Source organism: Micromonospora sp. WMMA1976, assembly GCF_027497335.1.
Lineage (GTDB): Bacteria > Actinomycetota > Actinomycetes > Mycobacteriales > Micromonosporaceae > Micromonospora > Micromonospora aurantiaca.
The window spans coordinates 431,522-451,807 of the sequence record NZ_CP114912.1 but is presented as its reverse complement, the minus strand read 5'-3'; the positions used below and the strand labels follow the sequence as shown (position 1 = coordinate 451,807).

Annotated in this window: 18 protein-coding genes; 4 read left to right on the top strand and 14 right to left on the bottom strand. The window is 71.3% G+C overall.

Features of this window, described 5'->3' with window-relative positions:
- Position 1: 1 nt before the first annotated feature.
- The 6 genes from O7546_RS02270 to O7546_RS02245 all read right to left on the bottom strand — a co-directional run bounded on the left by O7546_RS02270 (position 2) and on the right by O7546_RS02245 (position 7,607).
- Complete coding sequence (locus O7546_RS02270) at positions 2 to 1,072, bottom strand: BMP family ABC transporter substrate-binding protein (RefSeq protein ID WP_194798958.1); 1,071 nt, start codon at positions 1,070 to 1,072, stop codon at positions 2 to 4.
- Positions 1,073 to 1,348: 276 nt separating this feature from the next.
- Positions 1,349 to 1,690, bottom strand: a complete 342-nt coding sequence (locus O7546_RS02265; RefSeq protein ID WP_128136717.1) for a hypothetical protein — start codon at positions 1,688 to 1,690, stop codon at positions 1,349 to 1,351.
- A gap of 167 nt (positions 1,691 to 1,857) precedes the next feature.
- Entirely contained in the window at positions 1,858 to 3,669 is a 1,812-nt protein-coding gene (locus O7546_RS02260; RefSeq protein ID WP_194798651.1) for a glycoside hydrolase family 13 protein, read from the bottom strand.
- Positions 3,670 to 3,811: 142 nt separating this feature from the next.
- The gene (locus O7546_RS02255; protein WP_194798652.1) at positions 3,812 to 4,717 is read right to left on the bottom strand and encodes a sugar ABC transporter permease; all 906 of its coding nucleotides are present in this window, start codon (positions 4,715 to 4,717) and stop codon (positions 3,812 to 3,814) included.
- On the bottom strand, positions 4,714 to 6,357 hold the full coding sequence (locus O7546_RS02250) for an ABC transporter permease subunit (protein WP_194798653.1): 1,644 nt from the start codon (positions 6,355 to 6,357) through the stop codon (positions 4,714 to 4,716). Before O7546_RS02250 ends, O7546_RS02255 begins: the two co-directional genes overlap by 4 nt.
- The gene (locus tag O7546_RS02245) at positions 6,357 to 7,607 is read right to left on the bottom strand and encodes a maltose ABC transporter substrate-binding protein (RefSeq protein ID WP_262012603.1); all 1,251 of its coding nucleotides are present in this window, start codon (positions 7,605 to 7,607) and stop codon (positions 6,357 to 6,359) included. The genes O7546_RS02250 and O7546_RS02245 overlap by 1 nt, the downstream gene beginning before the upstream one ends.
- Before the next feature lie 199 nt (positions 7,608 to 7,806).
- Here O7546_RS02245 and O7546_RS02240 point away from each other — a divergent pair, with 199 nt between their 5' ends.
- A complete protein-coding gene (locus O7546_RS02240) occupies positions 7,807 to 8,889 on the top strand; it encodes a LacI family DNA-binding transcriptional regulator (RefSeq protein WP_194798655.1) in 1,083 nt (360 codons plus the stop codon).
- A gap of 412 nt (positions 8,890 to 9,301) precedes the next feature.
- On the top strand, positions 9,302 to 10,936 hold the full coding sequence (locus tag O7546_RS02235) for a glycoside hydrolase family 13 protein (RefSeq protein WP_194798656.1): 1,635 nt from the start codon (positions 9,302 to 9,304) through the stop codon (positions 10,934 to 10,936).
- A gap of 153 nt (positions 10,937 to 11,089) precedes the next feature.
- Here the strand turns inward: O7546_RS02235 and O7546_RS02230 are convergent, their stop codons facing one another.
- From O7546_RS02230 to O7546_RS02205, 6 genes are all read right to left on the bottom strand, one after another.
- Positions 11,090 to 11,533, bottom strand: a complete 444-nt coding sequence (locus tag O7546_RS02230) for a hypothetical protein (protein WP_194798657.1) — start codon at positions 11,531 to 11,533, stop codon at positions 11,090 to 11,092.
- A 73-nt stretch (positions 11,534 to 11,606) separates the two neighbouring features.
- Positions 11,607 to 11,981 carry a GntR family transcriptional regulator gene (locus O7546_RS02225; RefSeq protein WP_194798658.1) on the bottom strand — a complete coding sequence of 125 codons (375 nt, stop codon included), beginning with the start codon at positions 11,979 to 11,981 and terminating at the stop codon, positions 11,607 to 11,609.
- A complete protein-coding gene (locus O7546_RS02220; RefSeq protein ID WP_194798659.1) occupies positions 11,978 to 12,919 on the bottom strand; it encodes a YhjD/YihY/BrkB family envelope integrity protein in 942 nt (313 codons plus the stop codon). Before O7546_RS02220 ends, O7546_RS02225 begins: the two co-directional genes overlap by 4 nt.
- A 56-nt stretch (positions 12,920 to 12,975) precedes the next feature.
- Entirely contained in the window at positions 12,976 to 13,551 is a 576-nt protein-coding gene (locus tag O7546_RS02215) for a 2'-5' RNA ligase family protein (RefSeq protein WP_233585657.1), read from the bottom strand.
- 34 nt (positions 13,552 to 13,585) lie between these two features.
- Positions 13,586 to 14,611, bottom strand: a complete 1,026-nt coding sequence (gene trpS / locus O7546_RS02210; protein WP_194798660.1) for a tryptophan--tRNA ligase — start codon at positions 14,609 to 14,611, stop codon at positions 13,586 to 13,588.
- A gap of 33 nt (positions 14,612 to 14,644) precedes the next feature.
- A complete protein-coding gene (locus O7546_RS02205) occupies positions 14,645 to 15,661 on the bottom strand; it encodes a hemolysin family protein (RefSeq protein WP_194798661.1) in 1,017 nt (338 codons plus the stop codon).
- Between the two features lie 177 nt (positions 15,662 to 15,838).
- On the opposite strand from O7546_RS02205, the gene galE reads away from it, so the two are divergent.
- Together galE and galK are read left to right on the top strand one after the other, a co-directional pair.
- Entirely contained in the window at positions 15,839 to 16,825 is a 987-nt protein-coding gene (gene galE, locus O7546_RS02200; protein WP_281600410.1) for a UDP-glucose 4-epimerase GalE, read from the top strand.
- The gene (gene galK, locus O7546_RS02195; protein WP_194798663.1) at positions 16,822 to 17,976 is read left to right on the top strand and encodes a galactokinase; all 1,155 of its coding nucleotides are present in this window, start codon (positions 16,822 to 16,824) and stop codon (positions 17,974 to 17,976) included. Before galE ends, galK begins: the two co-directional genes overlap by 4 nt.
- Positions 17,977 to 18,024: 48 nt before the next feature.
- Here galK and O7546_RS02190 read toward each other — a convergent pair whose 3' ends face one another.
- A complete protein-coding gene (locus O7546_RS02190) occupies positions 18,025 to 19,326 on the bottom strand; it encodes a GTP-binding protein (RefSeq protein ID WP_194798664.1) in 1,302 nt (433 codons plus the stop codon).
- Positions 19,326 to 20,237, bottom strand: a complete 912-nt coding sequence (cysD, locus tag O7546_RS02185) for a sulfate adenylyltransferase subunit CysD (RefSeq protein ID WP_013283960.1) — start codon at positions 20,235 to 20,237, stop codon at positions 19,326 to 19,328. Before cysD ends, O7546_RS02190 begins: the two co-directional genes overlap by 1 nt.
- Between the last annotated feature and the right edge of the window lie 49 nt (positions 20,238 to 20,286).

The following is a 20,286-nucleotide window of genomic DNA, read 5'->3' as shown; positions in this document are numbered from 1 at the left end:
GTCACTTGGTCGGCTGGGCCTTCGAGGTGACGGTGATGGTGCCGGCGGCGATGTCCGCCTTGATCTTGTCGACCTCGGCCTTCAGGTCCGCCGGGACCTTGCTCTCGAAGTCGTGGTACGGGGCGATCGAGACGCCGGTGTTCGCGAGCGTGCCCACGAAGCCCGGGGTGGACTGCAGCTTCTCGCCACCGGCGGCCTTCAGCACGGCCTCCTTGACGGCCTCCGGGATGTTCTTGACGACCGTGGTCAGGATCGCCGAGCAGTCCGGGGTGCTCTCGCAGCCGTCGATGTCGACCCAGACGACCGAGTACTTGCCGCCCGAGGCCTTGGCCGCGGAGGTGGTGCCGAGACCGGCGCCACCGGCGACCGGCATCACGACGTCGGCGCCCTGCGCGACGAGCGCGTCGGAGACCTTCTTGCCCTCGTCCTGCTTCTCGAACGAGTTGGCGAAGGAGCCCTTCTGGGCGGCCTTGTCCCAGCCGAGAACCTGGACGTTCTTGCTCTTGGTCTTGTTGTAGTACGCCACGCCGTCGGCGAAGCCGTCCATGAAGATGGTGACCGGCGGGATCGGCAGACCGCCGTAGGCGCCGACCTTGCCGGTCTTGCTCATCCCGGCGGCCAGGTAGCCGGCCTGGAACGCGGCCTGCGCGGTGTCGAACTGCATCGGGTAGACGTTCGAGACACCCGGGTTGGCGTCGACGATGCCGAACTGCTGGTTCGGGTTCTTCTCAGCCGCGGCCTTGGTGGCGTCCGACATCAGGCCACCGACGGCCAGGATGAAGTCGCACTTCTGGTTGACGAACCCGGTCAGGTTGACCTCGTAGTCCGCCTCGGCCTTCGACTGGACGTTCTTGATCTCGATCTTGTCGTTCTCCTTCTGCGCCTCCTGGAGGCCCTTCCAGGCCGAGGCGTTGAAGGACTTGTCGTCGATGCCGCCGACGTCGGTCACCATGCAGGCGCTGAACTTCTTGCCACCGTCGCCGCCGGCGTTGTTGTCGTCGTCCGGAGCCTCACCACACGCGGCAGCGCCCAGCACGAGTCCACCCGCCACGATGGCGGAGGCGATCCGCATCCCACGCACAGAGCGCAAGACGTCTCCTTCCCCTTGCACACCGCGTCGTGCGCGGTGTGCAGCCCTTCGCCGGCCTGCGGTGTGCCGCCGGCGTCCCACGTTACGGACGGGAGCGTACGCCCGCGCCCACCCACCGGCCGACAATCGTGCACGACTGTTGAGCGTCCGTTACCCCGGCGTAACCCTTGCGTGGGGCACGTCACTTATCCGGCCGGTAGGCGTGCGTGGCGGTGTCGCGAACGTCCGTTTTCCCGAGGTTCCCCGACTGCTGGCGAACTAACGCCAGAACACCGCGACGGCTGCGTTGACCAGCGTCAACCCGACGATCGCGAGGAAATGGCCACGGTTGACGGTCTCCCGCTTACGGGAGAAGAAGACCATGACGAAGATGAGCAGCGCGAGCACCAACTTGGTAACAAGTTTCGCCGGGGCCGGCTCGTCCCCGTCGCGCAGCGGAGCGGACAGCCCGATGCCGGTGAGGACCTGGATGATCGCGCCCCAGAGCATGGCCGCGTTGATGCGCAGCCGGCCGGTGACGTACTGGGCGATCCCACCGCCGAGCAGCAGCGCGAAACCGATCAGATGGACGTAGAGAAGAATCAGTCGAAGAGCTTCCACGCACCCCATCCTCCCTCACCAACGACGCAACGTAGTAGTCGCCCCGCCGACCTGCCGTCATACCGTGACCCCCTCCCCGCGATCTTGCAGTTTCCGACCCGATATAAGGGCCGAAGGCCGCACGGCGCGGGCCGAAACCGCAAGATCGACGGGGCGGGGAAGCGGGATCAGCGCAGGCGCCAGACCTGGAAGGTGGGGCCGTCGGCGGGGAGGATCACCTTGTTGTCGGCGTCGGGGTGGAGGGCGGGGGCGTCGCCGTAGACGTTGTCTGCGGCGCCCATGCCGGTCAGGTGGACCGGGGTGCCTGCGGCTCGCCTTGCCAGCACCAGCACCGTCGACGTGGGCGCCTCGCGCAGGAAGACCAGCGTGTCCGCGTCCGCGTGCACCCACCGCAGGCCGCCGTGCCGCAGCGCCGGCTCGTCGCGGCGCAGCGTCAGCAACGACCGGTACGCGTCGAACGTGCGCCGGTCCCAGCTCTGGCGCCGGTGCCACGGCATCGGGGTACGCGAGCCCTCCCCGTTCGTGCCGGTCAGGCCCAGCTCGTCCCCGGCGAAGACCACCGGCGTGCCGGGCATGGTGGCGAGCAGTCCGGCCGCCACCTCCTGCCGGGCCGCGTCGCCGACCACGGTGCGGATCCGGGCCGAGTCGTGCGAGCCGAGCAGCTGCCACGAGTGCGTGTACGAGCGCCACGACACCAGCGACCGGTAGGTGTTCATGGTGGCGAGCACCGCGCCCGCGTCGCGCCGCCGTACCCCGCCCGGGGTGCCGAGGAAGTTCGGCACCGGCTCGTCGCCGTGGCGCAGCCAGGACCAGACCGGGTCGGTGAAGCCGACGTAGTTCATCGTCCCGTGCCAGCCGTCGCGGTCCAGGTCACCGGTGTGGTCGTGGCCGTGCTCGGCGAGCAGCAGCCCGTCCGGGCGGGTTTCGGCGACCACCTCGCGCAGCAGCCGCGCCACCTCGTGGGTGTACGCGTCCGCACCCCGCCGCCCGGTCATGTTCGCCACGTCGACCCGCCAGCCGTCCAGCCCGTACGGCGGGCGCAGCCACCGGCGCAGCAGCGAGTCCTCGGCGGTGGCGAACCGGCGGCGCAGTTCGGCGCTGCCCCAGTTCAGCTTCGGCAGCGACTTCACCCCGTTCCACGACTCGTAGTCCGAGCCGGGCAGGTCGAAGTAGTACAGCTCGCGTTCCGGCGCGTTCACGTCGGAGACGGCGGCGGTGAACCAGTCGTGGGCGTCGCCGGTGTGGTTGCTGGTGATGTCGCCGAGCAGCCGCCAGCCCCGGGCGTGCACCGCGTCGGCGAGCCGGGCCAGCGCCGCGTCGCCGCCGAGCAGCGGGTCGACGGTGTCGAAGCTCGACGCGTCGTACCTGTGGTTGGAGCGCGCCGGGAAGACCGGCGTGAGGTAGACGGTGTTGACGCCGAGCCGGTCCAGGTGGTCCAGGTGCTCGGTGACGCCGTCGAGGTCGCCGCCGTAGAACTGGCGGGGCGTCTCCGGGCCGCGGCCGACGACCGGGGTGTCCCAGTCGCATCCGATGGCCCAGTCCGGCACGGTCCGGCCGTCGGCGGCGGCCGAGCGGGCGAACCGGTCCGGGAAGATCTGGTAGATCACCGCGTCGCGGGCCCAGGCCGGCGGCGGGGCGTAGCTGACCAGCTTGAAGTCGCCGTTGTCCGGCACGTCGTGGCCGGACAGCCCGGCCGCGTTGAGCCAGCGGGTGCCGCGCTCGCCGTCGAGCAGGAAGCGGTAGTTGCTGACCGGGTTGCGGACCTCGACGTCGGCCCGCCACCACACGTCGCCGCCGTCGGTGAAGTCGATCCGTGCCTCGGCGAAGCGCGGCTCGCCGTCGCCGGTGGTGCGCACGTGTACCTGGGAGACGCCGGAACCGGCCGGCACCCGGACGAAGACCGGCACGGTCTGCCCGAGCGCGGGCTCCTGCTCCGGGACGTAGGTGGCGGAGCCGTCGTGGTGCGGCTGAAGGGACATGGTGCTGCCTTTCGCGTCGTACCGACAGGGAGAGGGGGCGGGCACCCGCCGCGGCCGGTTCACCCGACCGCGGCGGTCCGCCCGAGAACCGCTCCGGTGTACGCCGACACGACGCCCTTGCCGCAGCGTGAGCCGAGGAGGCTCAGCCCTTTACCGCTCCGGAGGTGAGTCCGGAGACGATGTAGCGCTGGAGCAGCTGGAACACCAGCACCGTCGGGATCGCGGTGAGCAGCGTGCCCGCCGCGAACATCCCGAAGTTGTTGTTGCGCTCGCCGGCCACCAGGCCGTACATGCCGACCGCGAGGGTCTTCGCCTCGGGTTCGGTGAGGAACACGTTGGCGATGATGAACTCGTTGATCGACCCGATGAACGCGAGCAGGCCGGTCACCGCCAGGATCGGGGCCACCAGCGGCAGCATGATCCGGAAGAAGACCTGCACGTGCGACGCGCCGTCCATGGTCGCCGACTCGTCCAGCTCCTTCGGCAGCGTGTCGAAGAAGCCCTTCATCAGCCAGGTGTTCGCGCCGAGCGCGCCACCCATGTAGAGCAGGAACAGGCCCCACGGGGTGTTGAACCCGATCGCCGGGTAGAGGTCGGTGAGCGTGGTGAAGATCAGGAAGATCGCCACGATCGCCAGGAACTGCGGGAACATCTGGATCAGCAGCAACGCGAGCAGGCCGACCCGGCGCCCGGCGAAACGCATCCGGGAGAACACGTACGCCGCGAGCGACGACAGGAAGATCGACGCGAAGCTGGCCACGCCCGCCAGCAGCAGCGAGTTGAGGAACCAGTGGCCGAACGCGGTGTTGTCGAACAGGTTCGTGAAGTTCTCCAGCGACGCCCCGGTCGGCAGCAGCTCGGTGGAGGAGAGCGTGCCGAGCGGGTTGAACGCCGCCGAGATCACGAACAGGATCGGGAAGAGGCTGAACGCCACCGCCAGCATCCCGACCAGGTGCCGCCAGCCCACCTGGGCGAACCAGCGGCCACGCGAGCGGCGGGCCGGCTTACGGGTCGCGGTGGGTGTGGGCGTCTCCGCGATGGTGGTCACGAGTACACCTCCTCCTGCTTGCGGGTCCGCCGGAAGCTGATCGCCGACACCGTCGCCACGATCGCGAAGATGAAGATCGAGACGGTGGCGGCCAGGCCGAACTCGGCGCCCTGTGCGCCGAACGCGAGCCGGTACGTGTAGGTGATCAGCAGGTCGGTGGCGCCGTTACGCGGATTGTCCGGCGCGAACGGGCCGCCCTCGGTGGTGAACAGGATCGCGTTGACGTTGTTGAAGTTGAACGCGAACGACGCGATCAGCAGCGGCGAGAGCGCCACCAGCAGCAGCGGCAGGGTGACCGCGCGGAACGACTGCCAGGGTGACGCGCCGTCGACCGAGGTGGCCTCGGTCAGCTCCCGCGGGATGGCCTGCAACGCGCCGGTGGCGACCAGGAACATGTACGGGTAGCCGAGCCACAACTGCACCAGCAGCACCGCGATCCGGGCCGACCAGTTGCCGCCGAACCAGTCGACGTTCAGCCCGAACAGGTTGTTGAGCAGGCCGAAGTCGGTGTTGAACATGTCCCGCCAGATCAGCAGCATGGCGAACGACGGCATGGCGTACGGCAGGATCAGCAGCACCCGGTAGAAGTTCGTCCCGCGCATCCGGGGTGAGTGCAGCGCGAGCGCGATGGCCATGCCGAGCAGGAACGTCAGGCCGGTGGAACCGATCGCGAACGCGAAGTTCCAGGCGAGCGTGCCGAAGAACGGGCCGGAGATGTTCGGGTCGGTGAGCACGGTGCTGAAGTTCTTCAGCCCGACGTCGACCTTCCAGCCCTGGGCGAGGCGCTCGCCGTCGGCGGCGACGAAGGAGCCGGACTTCTCGTCGGCGGTCCACGTCTTGCCGGTCTCGCTGTCCTTGACGCAGTCGCACGCGGCGTCGTACGCCCGCGCCGCCTTGCCCTCGTACGCCCGGGTCAGGCCGTTGGAGCGGATGGCGCCCTCGTCGGTGGGCACGATGAGCGCGGTGACGGCGTCGCTGCGGCTGCTGGCCTGCCCGATGTTCAGCAGGGTGTAGCCGTCCGCGGCGGTGATCTTGCCGCTGAGGCTGCTCACCTCGACGTCGGCGGCGTCGAGCTTGCGCAGCCCGTCCGCGTCGCCGGCGAAGACCTCCTTGGTCTTCGGGTCGCTGAGGAGGAAGACCAGCGAGCCGGTCGCCGGGTCGCCGGTGGTGGCGATGGTGAGGTTGTACTCGGTCGAGCCGGGTACCTGCTTCACCGAGGAGGTCTGCACGGCGACGATCGCGTCGTCCTTGCTGCCGCGGTGGCCGTCGCCGAAGTTCGTGAACGCGGTGCTCGCGGTGTAGAGCACCGGGAAGATCTGGAACGCGATCAGGAAGAGCGTGCCGGGGACCAGGTACTTGGCCGGGATGTGCCGGCGGCTCAGGTAGAGGTAGAACAGGCCGGCGGTGGTGACCGCCAGGACGCCCAGCGCGAGCCAGTGCTCGGCCTCGATGAGCGGGAAGGCCGCCCAGATCGCGATCCCGGCCACCAGGCCGAGCAGGACCACCTTGACGACGAGGCCGGTCGCGGTGATCGGCGCGTGTTGCCGCGCGGTACGGGACGTGCGCGGGAGCCCACGGCGTACGGGCTCCCGGCCCGGGGCCTGCGGTGCAGACCCCGGGCCGGACAGCGGCGCGCTCATTACTTGATCTGACCCTGGATGGTCTTGCCGGCGGCCGTGATCGTCTTGGCCGGATCGGCGCCACCGATGATGGCGGCCTCCGCCTTGCCGAACGGGTCCCAGATCGCGGCCATGGCCGGGATCGCCGGGAGGACCTGGCCGTTCTTACCGGCCTCGGAGAACTTGGCCAGGTCCGGGTCCTCGCCCTTGACCTGGTCGAAGGCGGCGGTCAGCGCCGGCGGGCGCGGCTCGGCCTTGTACAGCGCGACGGCCAGCTCGGGCTTGGTCACGTAGTTGGTGACGAACTCCTGGGCCAGGGCCTTGTTCTTGCCCTTGGCGGCCACGTAGAACGCCTGGACGCCCACGAACGGCTGGGCCTCCTTGCCACCGGCGAAGCCGGGGACCGGGGAGATGTCGTACGCGATGTTGGCCTTCTTGGCGTCGGCCACGGCCCACGGGCCGGAGACCAGGAACGCGCACTTCTTGCCGGTGAAGGTGGCGATGGAGTTCTCGCCGGTGATGGAGCGCTTCAGCGCACCCTCGCCCTTCTCACCCAGCTTGGCGATCTTCTGGAAGGCAGCGATCGACTCCGGCTTGCCCACGCCCAGGTCCTTCGGGTCGTAGTCGCCGTTGGCCGCGGTGCCGAACAGGTAGCCGCCGCCCGAGGTGTAGAGCGGGTAGATGTGGTACGCGTCGCCGTTCTGGCCGGACTGCAGGCAGAGGATCTCGCTGGCCTTCTTCTCGGCCTTGAGCTTCTTGCCGGTGGCGACCAGGTCCTCGATCGTCTTCGGCGCCTCGGGGGCCAGCTCGGTGTTGCGGATCAGCGCGACGTTCTCGGTGGCGTAGGGCACGCCGTAGAGCTGGCCGTTGAACGTGACGGCCTTGATCGCGGTCTCGTTGAAGCCGGACTTCTGCTCGGCCGCGAGCTGCACCGGGTCGATGGCGCCGTTCTGGACCAGGTTGCCGATCCAGTCGTGCGCGCCGACCACGACGTCCGGGCCGCTGCCCTGCTGCGAGGCGGTGACGAAGTTGGTCTGCAGGTCCTTGGAGACGGCCTGGACCTCGACGGTCACCCCGTTCTCCTTGCCGAACTCCTCGGCGAACGGCTTGAGGGCGGCCGTGCGCTTGTCGTCGGCCCAGATGACCAGCTTGCCGCCGGTCGCCTTGGACTCGCCGGCGGCCGGCTTGTCGTCGCTGCCGCTGTCACCACAGCCGGAGGCGGCGAGCGCCAGGCCGAGGACGGCGACCACACCCGCGGTACGGATGCGCATCGGTACTCCTGTCGTCATGGCGGCTCGCCGGGGGAAGGGCGGCCCGCCAGTGGAAACCTCTGAAAGTTCTTGCTGACCGGCGCCGAGATGCTGCGCCGCTGCTCTCGCATGTTGCGGGGACGTTAGCAAGAGGTTGCAGAGAATGGAAGGGCTTGCAGAAGTGTACGCAAGACTTTGCCGTTGGGCTAAAGTGCCGCACATGCGCGCTCGACTGTCCGACATCGCCCAACAGGCTGAAGTCAGCGAGGCCACGGTGTCGCGGGTGCTCAACGACCGCCCCGGTGTGGCCCCCGAGACCCGGCAGGCCGTCCTCACCGCCCTCGATGTGCTCGGCTACGAACGACCGGCCCGGCTGCGCAAGCGCAGCGCCGGACTGGTCGGCCTGGTCGTGCCGGAACTGGACAACCCGATCTTCCCGGCGTTCGCCCAGATCATCGAGTCCGCGCTCGCCCCCACCGGCTACACACCGGTGCTCTGCACGCAGACGCCCGGCGGCGTCCGCGAGGACGAGTACGTGGAGATGCTGCTGGACCGCCAGGTCTCCGGCATCGTCTTCGTCTCCGGCCTACACGCCGACACCGCCGCCGACCACGACCGCTACCGCACGCTGCTGGCCCGGCCGCTGCCGATCGTCATGATCAACGGGTACGCGCCCGGCATCCCCGCGCCGTTCGTCTCCTGCGACGACCGGGAGTCCGCCGAACTCGCCGTCGCCCACCTGGTCGCGCTCGGGCACCGCCGGATCGGCCTGATCACCGGCCCGGACCGGTTCGTGCCGGTACAGCGCAAGGTCGCCGGCTACAAGGCCGCGATGGGGCGCCTGACCGACATCACCGAGGGCGAACTGACCGAGCTGACCGAGCTGTCACTGTTCGGCGTCGAGGGCGGCGAGGCGGCCGCCGGCCGGCTCATCGAGCGCGGCGTGACCGGGCTCGTCTGCGGCTCGGACCTGATGGCGCTCGGCGCGATCCGGGCCGCCCGCCAGCGCGGGCTGTCGGTGCCCGGCGACATCTCCGTGGTCGGGTACGACGACTCCCCCCTGATGGCGTTCACCGACCCGCCGCTGACCACAGTGCGCCAGCCGGTGGCCGCGATGGCGGTGGCCGCGGTGCGGGCCCTGGTAGACGAGATCAACGGTCACCCGTCCCCGAACTCCGAGTACCTGTTCCGCCCCGAGCTGGTGGTACGCGGCTCCACCGCGGTGACCCGCCCCGCCGACCCCCCGAAGCGCCAGCGCCCCGCCACCCCCAACCCCACCCCGTCCCTCCCCATCCCCGCCTGACCCCCGCGCCTCTTCCCGTCGATCATGAAGTTGACGGCAACAAATCGGACGCCGAATGCCGCCAACCTCATGATCACGCGAGCCACCCCCGGCCGCGCCCACGCCGCGCGCACCCTCCCCTCCCCTCCCCCGTTGATCAAGGGCGGCCGGATCGGGTGGCGATCATGAGGTTGGCGAGGGCTGAGGTCCGGAATGTCGGGGTTAACCTCATGATCGACGTCGAAGTGAGAGGGCCGGCCGGAGGGTCGCGGGTGTGGGTGTCTCGGGATTCGGGAGACGAGGACGGGGCCGGCGCGGGTGATGGCTGCCATTTCTTGCGCAAGGAATGCTTGACTCTTGCAGTCTGATGGCGGCATTCTTCTCAGACACCCTGCGCCGCACCAGAAGCCGCCACAGAACGGGATCGACAGCGATGACCTCCGCCCCCAGCACCACCCCTCGCACCGCCGACGACGACTGGTGGCGGTCCGCTGTCGTCTACCAGGTGTACGTCCGCAGCTTCGCCGACGCGAACGCCGACGGCGTGGGTGACCTCCAGGGCATCCGGCAGCGCCTGCCGTACCTGCGCGACCTCGGCGTGGACGCGCTCTGGCTGACGCCGTTCTACACGTCGCCGCAGGTCGACGCCGGCTACGACGTGTCCGACTACCGGGACGTCGACCCGCTGTTCGGCAACCTGACCGACTTCGACGAGATGATCACCGACGCGCACGCGCTCGGCCTGCGGATCATCGTCGACATGGTGCCGAACCACACCTCCAGCGCGCACCCGTGGTTCACCGCCGCGCTCGCCGCCGGGCCCGGTTCACCGGAGCGCGAGCGCTACCTGTTCGCCGACGGCAAGGGCGAGCAGGGCGAGCTGCCGCCGAACGACTGGGAGAGCATCTTCGGCGGGCCGGCGTGGACCCGCGTGGTCGACGGCCAGTGGTACCTGCACCTGTTCGACCCGGCCCAGCCCGACCTGAACTGGCGCCACCCGGAGGTGCGGGCCGAGTTCGAGGACGTGCTGCGCTTCTGGCTGGACCGGGGCGTGGACGGCTTCCGGATCGACGTGGCGCACGGCATGATCAAGGCCGAGGGCCTGCCGGACGTCGGCTTCAACTCGATGACCACCGGCCAGCGCCAGTCCGAACTGCTGGGCAAGGGCCGGCTGCCGTACTTCGACCAGGACGAGGTGCACGACATCTACCGCGCCTGGCGGCCGATCCTGGACAGCTACCCGGGCGGCCGGATGGCTGTCGCCGAGGCGTGGGCCGAGACGCCGCAGCGCCTGGCCCGCTACATCGGCCCGGACGAGCTGCACCAGGCCTTCAGCTTCGACTTCCTCGACGCCACCTGGTCGGCCGACTCGTTCCGCAAGGTGATCGACACGGCGCTGGCCGAGTCCACGATCGTGGGCGCGCCGACCACCTGGGTGCTCTCCAACCACGACCGGCAGCGGCACGTCACCCGGTACGGCGACGGCGAGGTCGGCCTGCGCCGCGCCCGCGCCGCCGCGCTGCTGATGTTCGCGCTGCCCGGCTGCGCGTACGTCTACCAGGGCGAGGAACTGGGCCTGCCGGAGGTGCTGGACCTCCCGGACGAGCTGCGCCAGGACCCGGCGTTCCGGCGTACCGGGGAGAGCCGCGACGGCTGCCGCGTGCCGATCCCGTGGGGTGGCGACCTGCCCCCGTACGGCTTCGGGCCGGACGGCAGCGAGCTGAGCTGGCTGCCGGCGCCGGCGACCTGGCGGGAGCTGTCGGTGGCCGCCCAGGCCGGTGCGCCCGGCTCGACGCTGGAGCTGTACCGGACCGCGCTGCGCGTCCGGCACGAGCACCCGGCGCTGGCCGGCCTGGACGGCATCACCTGGCTGGAGACCGAGCCCGGCGTACTCGCGTTCCGCCGCACCGCCGGCGACGCCGGGGTGACGTGCGTGGTGAACATCAGTGGCGCCGACGTGACGGTGAGCGGCCACGGCCGCCCGCTCGTCGCCAGCGCCGACCTCACCGAGCGGGGCGACGGGTACGTCCTGCCGGTGGACGCGGCTGCGTGGTTCGAACGGCGCTGAGCCGGGTAACCCGCCAACGACCTGGCCGTCCGTTGTGCCCCGCGCCGACGGGCGGCTGGGCTGCCGACCCCTTGTGGTGGGGGGTGAGGTGGCCCCGGCCCCTCGGGAGCACGCTCCCGGGGGGCCGGTGTCCATCGGGGAGCGAGCGCGCTCTCAGCCGCCCTTGGCGGTGAGCAGCGCGGCGATCCGGGCGAACCCGGCCCGGATCTCCTCCCGGTCGGGCGCCTTCGCCGGCTCGGGCTCCGGCTCGCGGTCGGCGGCGCGTTCCAGCTCCTCGTCGATGACGTCCTCGAAGTCGCCGTAGAGGTCCGCCTGGTCGATCTCGGCCGCCTCGTCCTCGGCGGCGATCTGCGCGGCGGCGATCTCGCCGCGGATCTCCTCCGGCGTGAGCGCCGGCAGCAGCGGTTCCACCACCGCCATCAGCTGCTCGTCGGCCACCACCGCCTCGGCGAGCGCCAGCGCGTGCTGTCGCTCGTACGGGCCGCAGACCACCGGCTCCCAGTCGTCCTCGGCGCCGAGCGGGCCGAACGTGATGATCCACGGCAGACCCCGGATCGGGGAGTCGTCCGGCAGGTCCAGTGTCACGAGTGCGCCCACCGGCCCATCATGGTCGCCGCGTGCCGGACCGGGGAACGCAATCATCGGACTCTCCCCGCTTCGGGGACCACGCTCAGCCACGCGTACCGGCGTCCAGCGCCGCACGGACCAGCGCGACCGCCCGCTCCGGCGCGACACCCAGGCGACGCGCCTCGGCGGCGTACCCGGCGGCGGCCCGCTGCAGCCGGTCGGTGGCGTCGTCCCGGCCGGGGGCCACCACCGTGCCGTGCCGGCCCCGCGTCTCCACCAGCCCGGCACTCTCCAGTTCCCGGTACGCCCGCGCCACGGTGTTCACCGCCAGCCCCAGGTCGGCGGCGAGCTGCCGCACCGCCGGGAGCCGGGTGCCCACCGGCAGCCGCCCGTCGCCGATGCGCGCGGCGAACTGCGCCCGCACCTGCTCGTACGGCGGCACCGCCGACTCCGCGTCGATCCGGATCCGCGCGCTCATCCCGCTCCCCCCGGTGTCCCCGGTTCGGTCTCCTCGTCGAGCACGTCCGCCTCCACGTCCACCTCCCGGGCGCCGCCCTCGGCCAGGTCCACCACCCGGCCGTACCGGCTGGTCGCGGCGAGCGCGGCGCCGAAGAGCACCAACTGGTTGAGCAGGTAGAGGTAGAGCAACAGGCCCACGGCGGTGGCGACCACCGTGTACGCGGGGTTCCGCTCGGTGCGTACCACGTAGTAGCGCCCCACGGTGTTCAGCAGGGTGATACCGACGGCGATGGTCAGGATCGCCGGGCGCAGCCGGCGCCGGCTCATCCGCAGCCGGGGCACTGCGAGCAGCAGCGCGGCGGCGAGCACGGCGTTGACGAGCACGCTCAGCACCGCGCTGATCGTGGTCAGGCCCACCGAGCCGGTGCTGCGCAGCAGGAAGCGCAGCAGCGACTCCAGCGCGTCCACGGCGGCGACCGAGACGAACAGCAGCACGAAGACCGCGACCAGCACGCCCAGGTCGACCAGGCGCCGCACCACCAGGTTGCCGGGCTGCTGGTTGAAGCCGTACATCAGCCGCTGCGAGGAGCGGATCGCCTCCACCCAGCCGATGCCGGTGAAGACCAGGATGACCAGGCCGACCACGCCGACGGTGCCGCTGCTCTCGGCGATCTGCGCCGGATCGAGGAAGGGCAGGTTCTCCTCCAGGAAGTGGGCCGCGCCGCGGCTGACCTCCTCGTTGTCCCGCAGCACCGCGCCGAAGATCCAGTACGCGACGAGCGCGAGCGCGAACACGGCGAAGAAGCCGTAGTACGCGATGGCGGCGGCGAGCCGCCCGGCGAGCAGGTCGGCGTAGAGCGTCCCGGCCCGCCAGACGTGGTCGAAGGCCGACGAGCGGCTCCGGGCCGCGTCGATGCGGCGCCCCACCGCCGCCTCGATCCGGCCGAAGACGTTCACCCCGTCATCCTCGCCGATCTCCGCCCGTGACGGAGGTGGCCCGGCCGGTCGGATGTTCAGCTCCGGCCGCCGAGCCGGAAGTCGCGGCGGGGCTGCCACCGGGTCGCCCCGCTGTGCGAGAACAGCGTGAACGCGTCCACCTGGAACAACGCGGAGAAGTCGGCCAGATCCTCGTACGCCTTGTCGAGCACCTCGGGCGGCACGTCCTGCGCCACTGTGACGTGCGGGTGGTACGGGAAACGCAGCTCGCGGCGCAGCTCGGGAGCGGAGTTGATGGCGGCGGCGAGCAGTTCGCACTCGCTGATCCCGGCCGCCACCGCCACGAAGACCACCTGGGTGACCGGGCGGAACGTGCCGGTGCCGCGCAGGTGCAGCGTGAACGGCAGGTGCGCGGCGGCGACCCGGGCCAAATGGTCCTCGACGGCGGGCAGCGCGCGTACCGGGATCTCGGTGGGCCCGAGGAGGGTCACGTGCGCGGGGACGGCGAGCGGGTCGCCGGCCTCGACCCGGCGGCGGGTGAGCATCCCGCCCCAGGGCTCGGGGACGTCGACAGCGATCCCGATCTGGATCGTGTCCGCGCCGCCCGGCGCCGTGTCACTGCCCGCCACGTCGCGCGCCACCCCTCCGGCCACCGGCTGCGTCACCCGTCTCCGCCCGTCCGGGCCGTTACTCGAACCGCACCGGCGGGAAGAAGCCGACCCGCTCGTACACGTCCCGCAGCGTCCCGGCGGCCACCGCCCGGGCCTTCTCCGCGCCCCGCACCAGCAGCTTGTCGAGCTGGGCCGGGTCGTTGAGGTAGGCGTTCGTGCGTTCCTGGATCGGCGTGACGAACTCCCGCACCACCTCGGCGAGGTCCTTCTTCAGGTCGCCGTAGCCCTTGCCGTCGTACGCGGCGACCAGGTCGTCGATGGACCGGCCGGACAGCGCGGAGTAGATCGTCAGCAGGTTGGTGATGCCCGGCTTGCCCTCGGCGTCGAAGACGATCTCGCGGCCGGTGTCGGTGACCGCCGAGCGGATCTTCTTGGCCGAGCGGGCCGGGTCCTCCAGCAGGTCGATGATGCCGGCCGGGGAGGACGACGACTTGGACATCTTGGCCGTCGGGTCCTGCAGGTCGGTGATCTTCGCGGTGTCCTTCACGATGTGCGGGGAGGGCACGGTGAAGGTGCTGCCGAACAGCGAGTTGAACCGCTGCGCCAGGTCGCGGGAGAGCTCCAGGTGCTGCCGCTGGTCCTCGCCGACCGGCACCGCGTTCGCCTGGTAGAGCAGGATGTCCGCGGCCTGGAGGATCGGGTACGTGAACAGGCCGACGCTGGCCCGCTCGCTGCCCTGCTTCTGCGACTTGTCCTTGAACTGGGTCATCCGGCCGGCCTCGCCGAAGCCGGTGATGCAGCCGAGCACCCAGGCGAGCTGCGAGTGCTCGGGCACCTGCGACTGCACGAACAGCGTGCTGCGCTCCGGGTCCAGGCCGAGCGCGAACAGCTGCGCGGCGGCGACCCGGCTGCGGCGCTTGAGCACCAACGGGTCGTGCCCGGCGGTGATCGCGTGCAGGTCGACCACGCAGTAGTAGGCGTCGTGGCTGTCCTGCAACGCCACCCAGTGCCGCAGCGCGCCCAGGTAGTTGCCGAGGTGGAACGAGTCGGCCGTCGGCTGGATGCCGGAGAAGACGCGCGGGCGGGCGGGTACGTCGGACATGGCGGCAATTCTGTCAGCAAGCCCCGGCGTCCGTCATGACGGGCCGGTGGATCGGGCGGGTACGGGCGGAAGCGGACCGTTCATCTCACGCCGGGGCTCGGGCAGCCGCGCGGCGGAGACCGCCAGGCGGGACACGCGGCGGCCGTCGAGCGTGAGCACCCGCAGCAGCCAGCCCGCCGGATCGGCGGGAACCGATCCGGTGTCCGGGTCGACAGCCACCGGCACCTCGTCGCCCGCCACCGGCAGCCGGCCCAGGGCGGCCATCACGTACCCGCCCACCGTCTCGTACGGCCCGGCGGGCAGCGACACCCCGGTGCGCTCGGCGAAGTCGGTCAGGTTGAGCCGGCCGTCGACGACCGCGGGCAGGCCGGCGGGCTCCGGTTCGAGCGGGCCGTGCTCGTCGTCGCGGATCTCGCCGACCAGCTCCTCGACCAGGTCCTCGCAGGTGACGATGCCGGCGGTGCCGCCGTACTCGTCGACGACGACGGCCAGGTGGTGGCCCTCCCGGCGCATCTCGGTGAGCGCCGCCAGCACGCGCTTGCTGTCCGGCAGGCGCTTCACCTCCCGGATCAGGTCGCCGACCAGGAGCAGCCGGTCCGCGTCCGGGCGCAGCAGCACGTCCCGCAGGTGCACCAGGCCGACCACGTCGTCGTGGGTGCCGTCCACCACCGGGTAGCGGGTGTGCGGGTCGGCCCGGACCAGCCGCTGGGCCTGCGTCAGCGGGAGCGCCGCGCTGAGGAAGACCACCTCGGTGCGGGGCACCATCACCTCGCGGACGAGCCGGGCGCCGGCCACCAGCACCTCGTCGATGATCCGCCGCTCGTCCGGGTCGAGCAGCGTGTTCGCGGCGACCAGATCCCGCAGCTCGGCCTCGCTGATCCGTTCGCGCCCGGCGGTGGGGCTGGCCCCGAGCAGGGCGGTGACGAGGCGGGTGGCGCCGTCGGCACCGCGCACCACGAGACGGGCCACGGTGCGGGCCAGCGGGCCGGGTTCGCGTCGGGGCCGCCCCGACGGTCGCCGCCGGGGCCCGGGACCACCACCCTCCCGCATGAGAAGGATGGTAGACAGCGACCACCGTACGCTCGGCCCAATGTTCGGATCTGTTCAATCATGAAGGATTATGATGGAATGGAGGCGGACTCGACTCGACAGCCGCGACACAGCCCTCAGCCGTAGGGTGATCGCGGGACGGCCGCCGCGGGACGCGGCCCAGGCAGGAGGACCGACGTGAAACTGCTCGTCACCGGCGGCGCCGGCTACATCGGCAGCGTGGTGACCCGGATGCTGCTCGACCACGGCCACCAGGTGACCGTGCTGGACGACCTGCGCACCGGTCACCGGGAAGCCCTCGCCCCCGACGCCACCCATGTCGAGCTGCCGGTGCACGAGGCCGCCCAGGTGCTCACCCCCGACGCCGGGTTCGACGGCGTGCTGCACTTCGCCGCCCTCATCGCCGCCGGCGAGTCGATGATCCGTCCCGAGCTGTACTGGCACACCAACACGGTCGGCTCGATCGCGCTCATCGACGCGGTCCGCGCCGCCCGGGTGCCCCGGATGGTCTTCTCCTCCACCGCCGCCGTCTACGGCAACCCCACCGAGCTGCCCATCCCGGAGACCGCCGTCAAGGCGCCCACCAGCACCTACGGCGCCACCAAGCTGGCCGTCGACATGGCGCTCACCTCCGAGGCGATCGCGCACGACCTGGCCGCCGTCTCGCTGCGCTACTTCAACGTCGCCGGGGCGTACCTGCGCGACGGGCTGGCCATCGGCGAACGGCACGACCCGGAGACGCACCTCATCCCGATCGCGCTCGACGTGGCCGCCGGGCGGCGGGAGAAGCTCCAGCTCTTCGGCGACGACTACCCCACAGTCGACGGCACCTGCGTCCGCGACTACATCCACGTCGAGGACCTGGCCCGCGCCCACCTGCTCGCGCTCGACGCGGCCACCCCGGGCCGGCACCGCATCTACAACCTCGGCAACGGCAACGGCTTCACCAACCGCCAGGTGGTCGACGTGGTCCGCGAGGTCACCGGGCACCCGGTGCCGGTCGAGGTGGCCCCCCGCCGCGAGGGCGACCCGGCCGAGCTGGTCGCGTCCTCCGCGCTGGCCCGCGACGAGCTGGGCTGGACGCCGGCCAAGCCGACCCTGCACGACATGGTCGGCGACGCCTGGGCGTTCTACCGGGCCCACGTCGCGAGGCAGCCCTCATGACCGTCGCCGACCGCGCCACCGCCGGCTTCCGGCAGCGGTACGGCACCGAGCCGGCGGGCCGCTGGGCGGCTCCCGGCCGGGTCAACCTGATCGGTGAGCACACCGACTACAACGACGGCTTCGTGCTGCCTTTCGCGCTGCCGCTGCGTACCGTGGTCGCCGCCGCGCCCGCCCCCGGCGGACGCTGGACCGTCTGGTCGGAACTCGACGACGAACCGGTCGAGTTCGGCGCGGCGGAGGCCGACGAGCCCGGCCGGGTCGACGGGTGGGCCGCCTACGTGGCCGGGGTGGTGTGGGCGCTGCGCGCCGGCGGCCACGACGTGCCGGGCGCGCGGCTCGCCGTCGCCTCCGACGTGCCGGTCGGCTCCGGGCTCTCCTCGTCGGCGGCGATCGAGTCGGCGGTGCTGGCCGCCCTTGTCGACCTCGGCGGGCTCGACCTGCCCGCCGGGCGGTGGCCGCGGCTCGCCCAGCGGGCCGAGAACGACTACGTCGGCGCGCCCACCGGGATCATGGACCAGTCCGCGGTGATCCGCGGCCGGGCCGGGCACGCGCTGTTCCTCGACTGCCGCACCGAGGACGTCGAGCAGATCCCGTTCGACCTGGACGGCGCGGGGCTGGCCGTGCTGGTGATCGACAGCCGGGCCCCGCACCGGCACGCGGACGGCGAGTACGCGGCCCGCCGCAAGAGCTGTGAGCGGGCCGCCGCGACGCTCGGCGTGACCGCGCTGCGCGACGTCGACGTCGCCGATCTCGACGCCGCGCTGGCGCGCCTCGACGACGACGAGACCCGCCGCCGGGTCCGGCACGTGGTGACCGAGAACCAGCGGGTGCTCGACACCGTCGCGCTGCTGCGCGCCGGGCGGGTCCGCGACACCGGTCCGCTGCTGACCGCCTCGCACGCCTCCATGCGCGACGACTTCGAGATCACCGTGCCGGAGATCGACACCGCGGTCGAGGCGGCGCTGGCCGCCGGGGCGCACGGCGCACGGATGACCGGCGGCGGCTTCGGCGGCTGCGTGCTCGCCCTGGTCGACGCCGGCGCCGCCGACGCGGTGGCGGCCGCCGTCACCCAGGCGTACGCGAAGCGCGGCTTCACCGCACCCGGCACGCTCACCGTGCTCCCGGCCGGCGGCGTCACCCGCCTGGACTGAACGCGAAAGGCCCCCGGCGCAGCGCCGGGGGCCTTCTCGTCACGTACGTCAGCCGGCCTCGACGATCATGCCGGCGCCGACCGTACGGTTCGTCGACTCGTCGATGATGACGAAGCCACCGGTGGTGCGGTTGCGCCGGTACTCGTCGGCGAGCAGCGGAACCGTGGTGCGCAGCCGGACCCGGCCGATCTCGTTGAGCTTCAGCTCACCGGCCGTCTCGTCGCGGTGCAGCGAGTTGATGTCCAGCCGGTAGTGCAGCCCGCGCACGATCGCCCGCGCCGAGCGGGTCGTGTGCTTGATCGCGTACCTGCCGCCGACCTGCAACGGCCGCGTCTCGTCCATCCAGCAGACCATCGCCTCGATGTCCTGCACGGGCGTCGGGGCGTTGTTCGGCCGGCAGATCATGTCGCCGCGGGAGATGTCCAGCTCGTCGGTCAGCCGGACCGTCACCGACATCGGCGGGAACGCCTCGTCGACCGGGCCGTCGGCGGTCTCCACCGCGGCGATCCGGCTGGTGAAGCCCGACGGCAGCACCATCACCTCGTCGCCCGGCTTGAGCACGCCCGAGGCCACCTGACCGGCGTAACCCCGGTAGTCGGTGACGGTGGTGGACTGCGGCCGGATCACGTACTGCACCGGGAACCGCACGTCGACCAGGTTGCGGTCCGAGGCGATGTGCACCCGCTCCAGGTGGTGCAGCAGCGACGGGCCCTCGTACCAGGGCATGTTCTCCGAGCGGGTGACGATGTTGTCGCCCTGCAGCGCGGAGACCGGCACCACCGTCAGGTCCGGCACGTCGAGCTTCGCGGCGAACGCGGTGAACTCGTCCGCGATCCGCTCGTAGACCTCCTGCGACCAGTCCACCAGGTCCATCTTGTTCACGCACAGGACCAGGTGCGGCACCCGCAGCAGCGAGCAGAGGAACGCGTGCCGGCGGGACTGCTCCACCAGGCCCTTACGCGCGTCCACCAGGATCAGCGCCAGGTCGGCGGTGGAGGCGCCGGTGACCATGTTCCGGGTGTACTGGATGTGCCCCGGGGTGTCGGCGATGATGAACTTCCGCCGCGGCGTGGCGAAGTAGCGGTACGCCACGTCGATGGTGATGCCCTGCTCCCGCTCGGCGCGCAGGCCGTCGGTGAGCAGCGCCAGGTTCGTGTACTCGTCGCCACGGGCGGCGCTGACCGCCTCGACGGCGGCGAGCTGGTCGCTGAACAGCGACTTGGTGTCGTAGAGCAGACGGCCGATCAGCGTCGACTTGCCGTCGTCGACGCTGCCCGCGGTGGCGAACCGCAGCAGGTCCATCGGCCGCGCGGTCTCGCTCTCGGCCGGGGCCAGGGTCTCGACGCTCATCAGAAGTAGCCCTCTCGCTTGCGGTCCTCCATGGCGGCCTCGCTGACCCGGTCGTCGCCGCGGGTCGCGCCGCGCTCGGTGATCCGCGTGGCGGCCACCTCCTCGATCACCTTCTCCACCGTGTCGGCGTCCGAGCGGACCGCCGCGGTGCAGGAGGCGTCACCCACGGTCCGGTACCGCACCTGGGCCTTGAACGGCTGCTCGCCGGCGCGTGCCCGGAAGAACTCGTTCACCGCGTAGAGCATGCCGTCGCGCTCGATCACCTCGCGCTCGTGCGCGTAGTAGATCGACGGCAGCGGGATCCGCTCCCGCTCGATGTAGTGCCAGACGTCCAGCTCGGTCCAGTTCGACAGCGGGAACACCCGGATCGACTCGCCCGGGTGGTGCCGGCCGTTGTAGAGCGCCCACAGCTCCGGACGCTGGTTCTTCGGATCCCACTGGCCGAACTCGTCGCGGAAGCTGAACACCCGCTCCTTGGCCCGCGCCTTCTCCTCGTCGCGCCGGGCGCCGCCGAACAGCGCGTCGAAGCGGTGCTTCTCCACCGCCTCCAGCAGCACCGGCGTCTGGATCCGGTTGCGCATGCCGTCGGCCGATTCGCGGACCAGGCCCTTGTTCAGCGCCTCCGGCACGCTCGCCACGATGAGCTGCAGGCCCAGCTCGGCCACCCGCTGATCGCGGTAGTCGAGCACCTCGGGGAAGTTGTGCCCGGTGTCCACGTGCATCACCGGGAAGGGGATGTTGGCCGGCGCGAACGCCTTCTGGGCCAACCGGAGCATCACGATCGAGTCCTTGCCGCCGGAGAACAGCAGCACCGGCCGTTCCATCTCGGCGACGACCTCGCGCATCACGAAGATGCTCTCCGCCTCGAGCGCGTCGAGGTGCGACACCTGGTACGCGGCGGGGGACGTCATGACACGAACTCGATTCGCACGGATCCGTACATCGGATTCCAGACCTTTC

Excerpts from the sequence above, each read along its gene's own strand:
- O7546_RS02250 (WP_194798653.1), bottom strand. The coding sequence starts at position 6,357 with ATGAGCGCGCCGCTGTCCGGCCCGGGGTCTGCACCGCAGGCCCCGGGC.
- O7546_RS02205 (WP_194798661.1), bottom strand. The coding sequence starts at position 15,661 with ATGCGGGAGGGTGGTGGTCCCGGGCCCCGGCGGCGACCGTCGGGGCGG.
- O7546_RS02240 (WP_194798655.1), top strand. The coding sequence starts at position 7,807 with ATGCGCGCTCGACTGTCCGACATCGCCCAACAGGCTGAAGTCAGCGAG.
- cysD (WP_013283960.1), bottom strand. The coding sequence starts at position 20,237 with ATGACGTCCCCCGCCGCGTACCAGGTGTCGCACCTCGACGCGCTCGAG.
- trpS (WP_194798660.1), bottom strand. The coding sequence starts at position 14,611 with ATGTCCGACGTACCCGCCCGCCCGCGCGTCTTCTCCGGCATCCAGCCG.
- O7546_RS02235 (WP_194798656.1), top strand. The coding sequence starts at position 9,302 with ATGACCTCCGCCCCCAGCACCACCCCTCGCACCGCCGACGACGACTGG.
- O7546_RS02225 (WP_194798658.1), bottom strand. The coding sequence starts at position 11,981 with ATGAGCGCGCGGATCCGGATCGACGCGGAGTCGGCGGTGCCGCCGTAC.
- O7546_RS02270 (WP_194798958.1), bottom strand. The coding sequence starts at position 1,072 with ATGCGGATCGCCTCCGCCATCGTGGCGGGTGGACTCGTGCTGGGCGCT.
- O7546_RS02190 (WP_194798664.1), bottom strand. The coding sequence starts at position 19,326 with ATGAGCGTCGAGACCCTGGCCCCGGCCGAGAGCGAGACCGCGCGGCCG.
- O7546_RS02245 (WP_262012603.1), bottom strand. The coding sequence starts at position 7,607 with ATGCGCATCCGTACCGCGGGTGTGGTCGCCGTCCTCGGCCTGGCGCTC.
- O7546_RS02260 (WP_194798651.1), bottom strand. The coding sequence starts at position 3,669 with ATGTCCCTTCAGCCGCACCACGACGGCTCCGCCACCTACGTCCCGGAG.
- galK (WP_194798663.1), top strand. The coding sequence starts at position 16,822 with ATGACCGTCGCCGACCGCGCCACCGCCGGCTTCCGGCAGCGGTACGGC.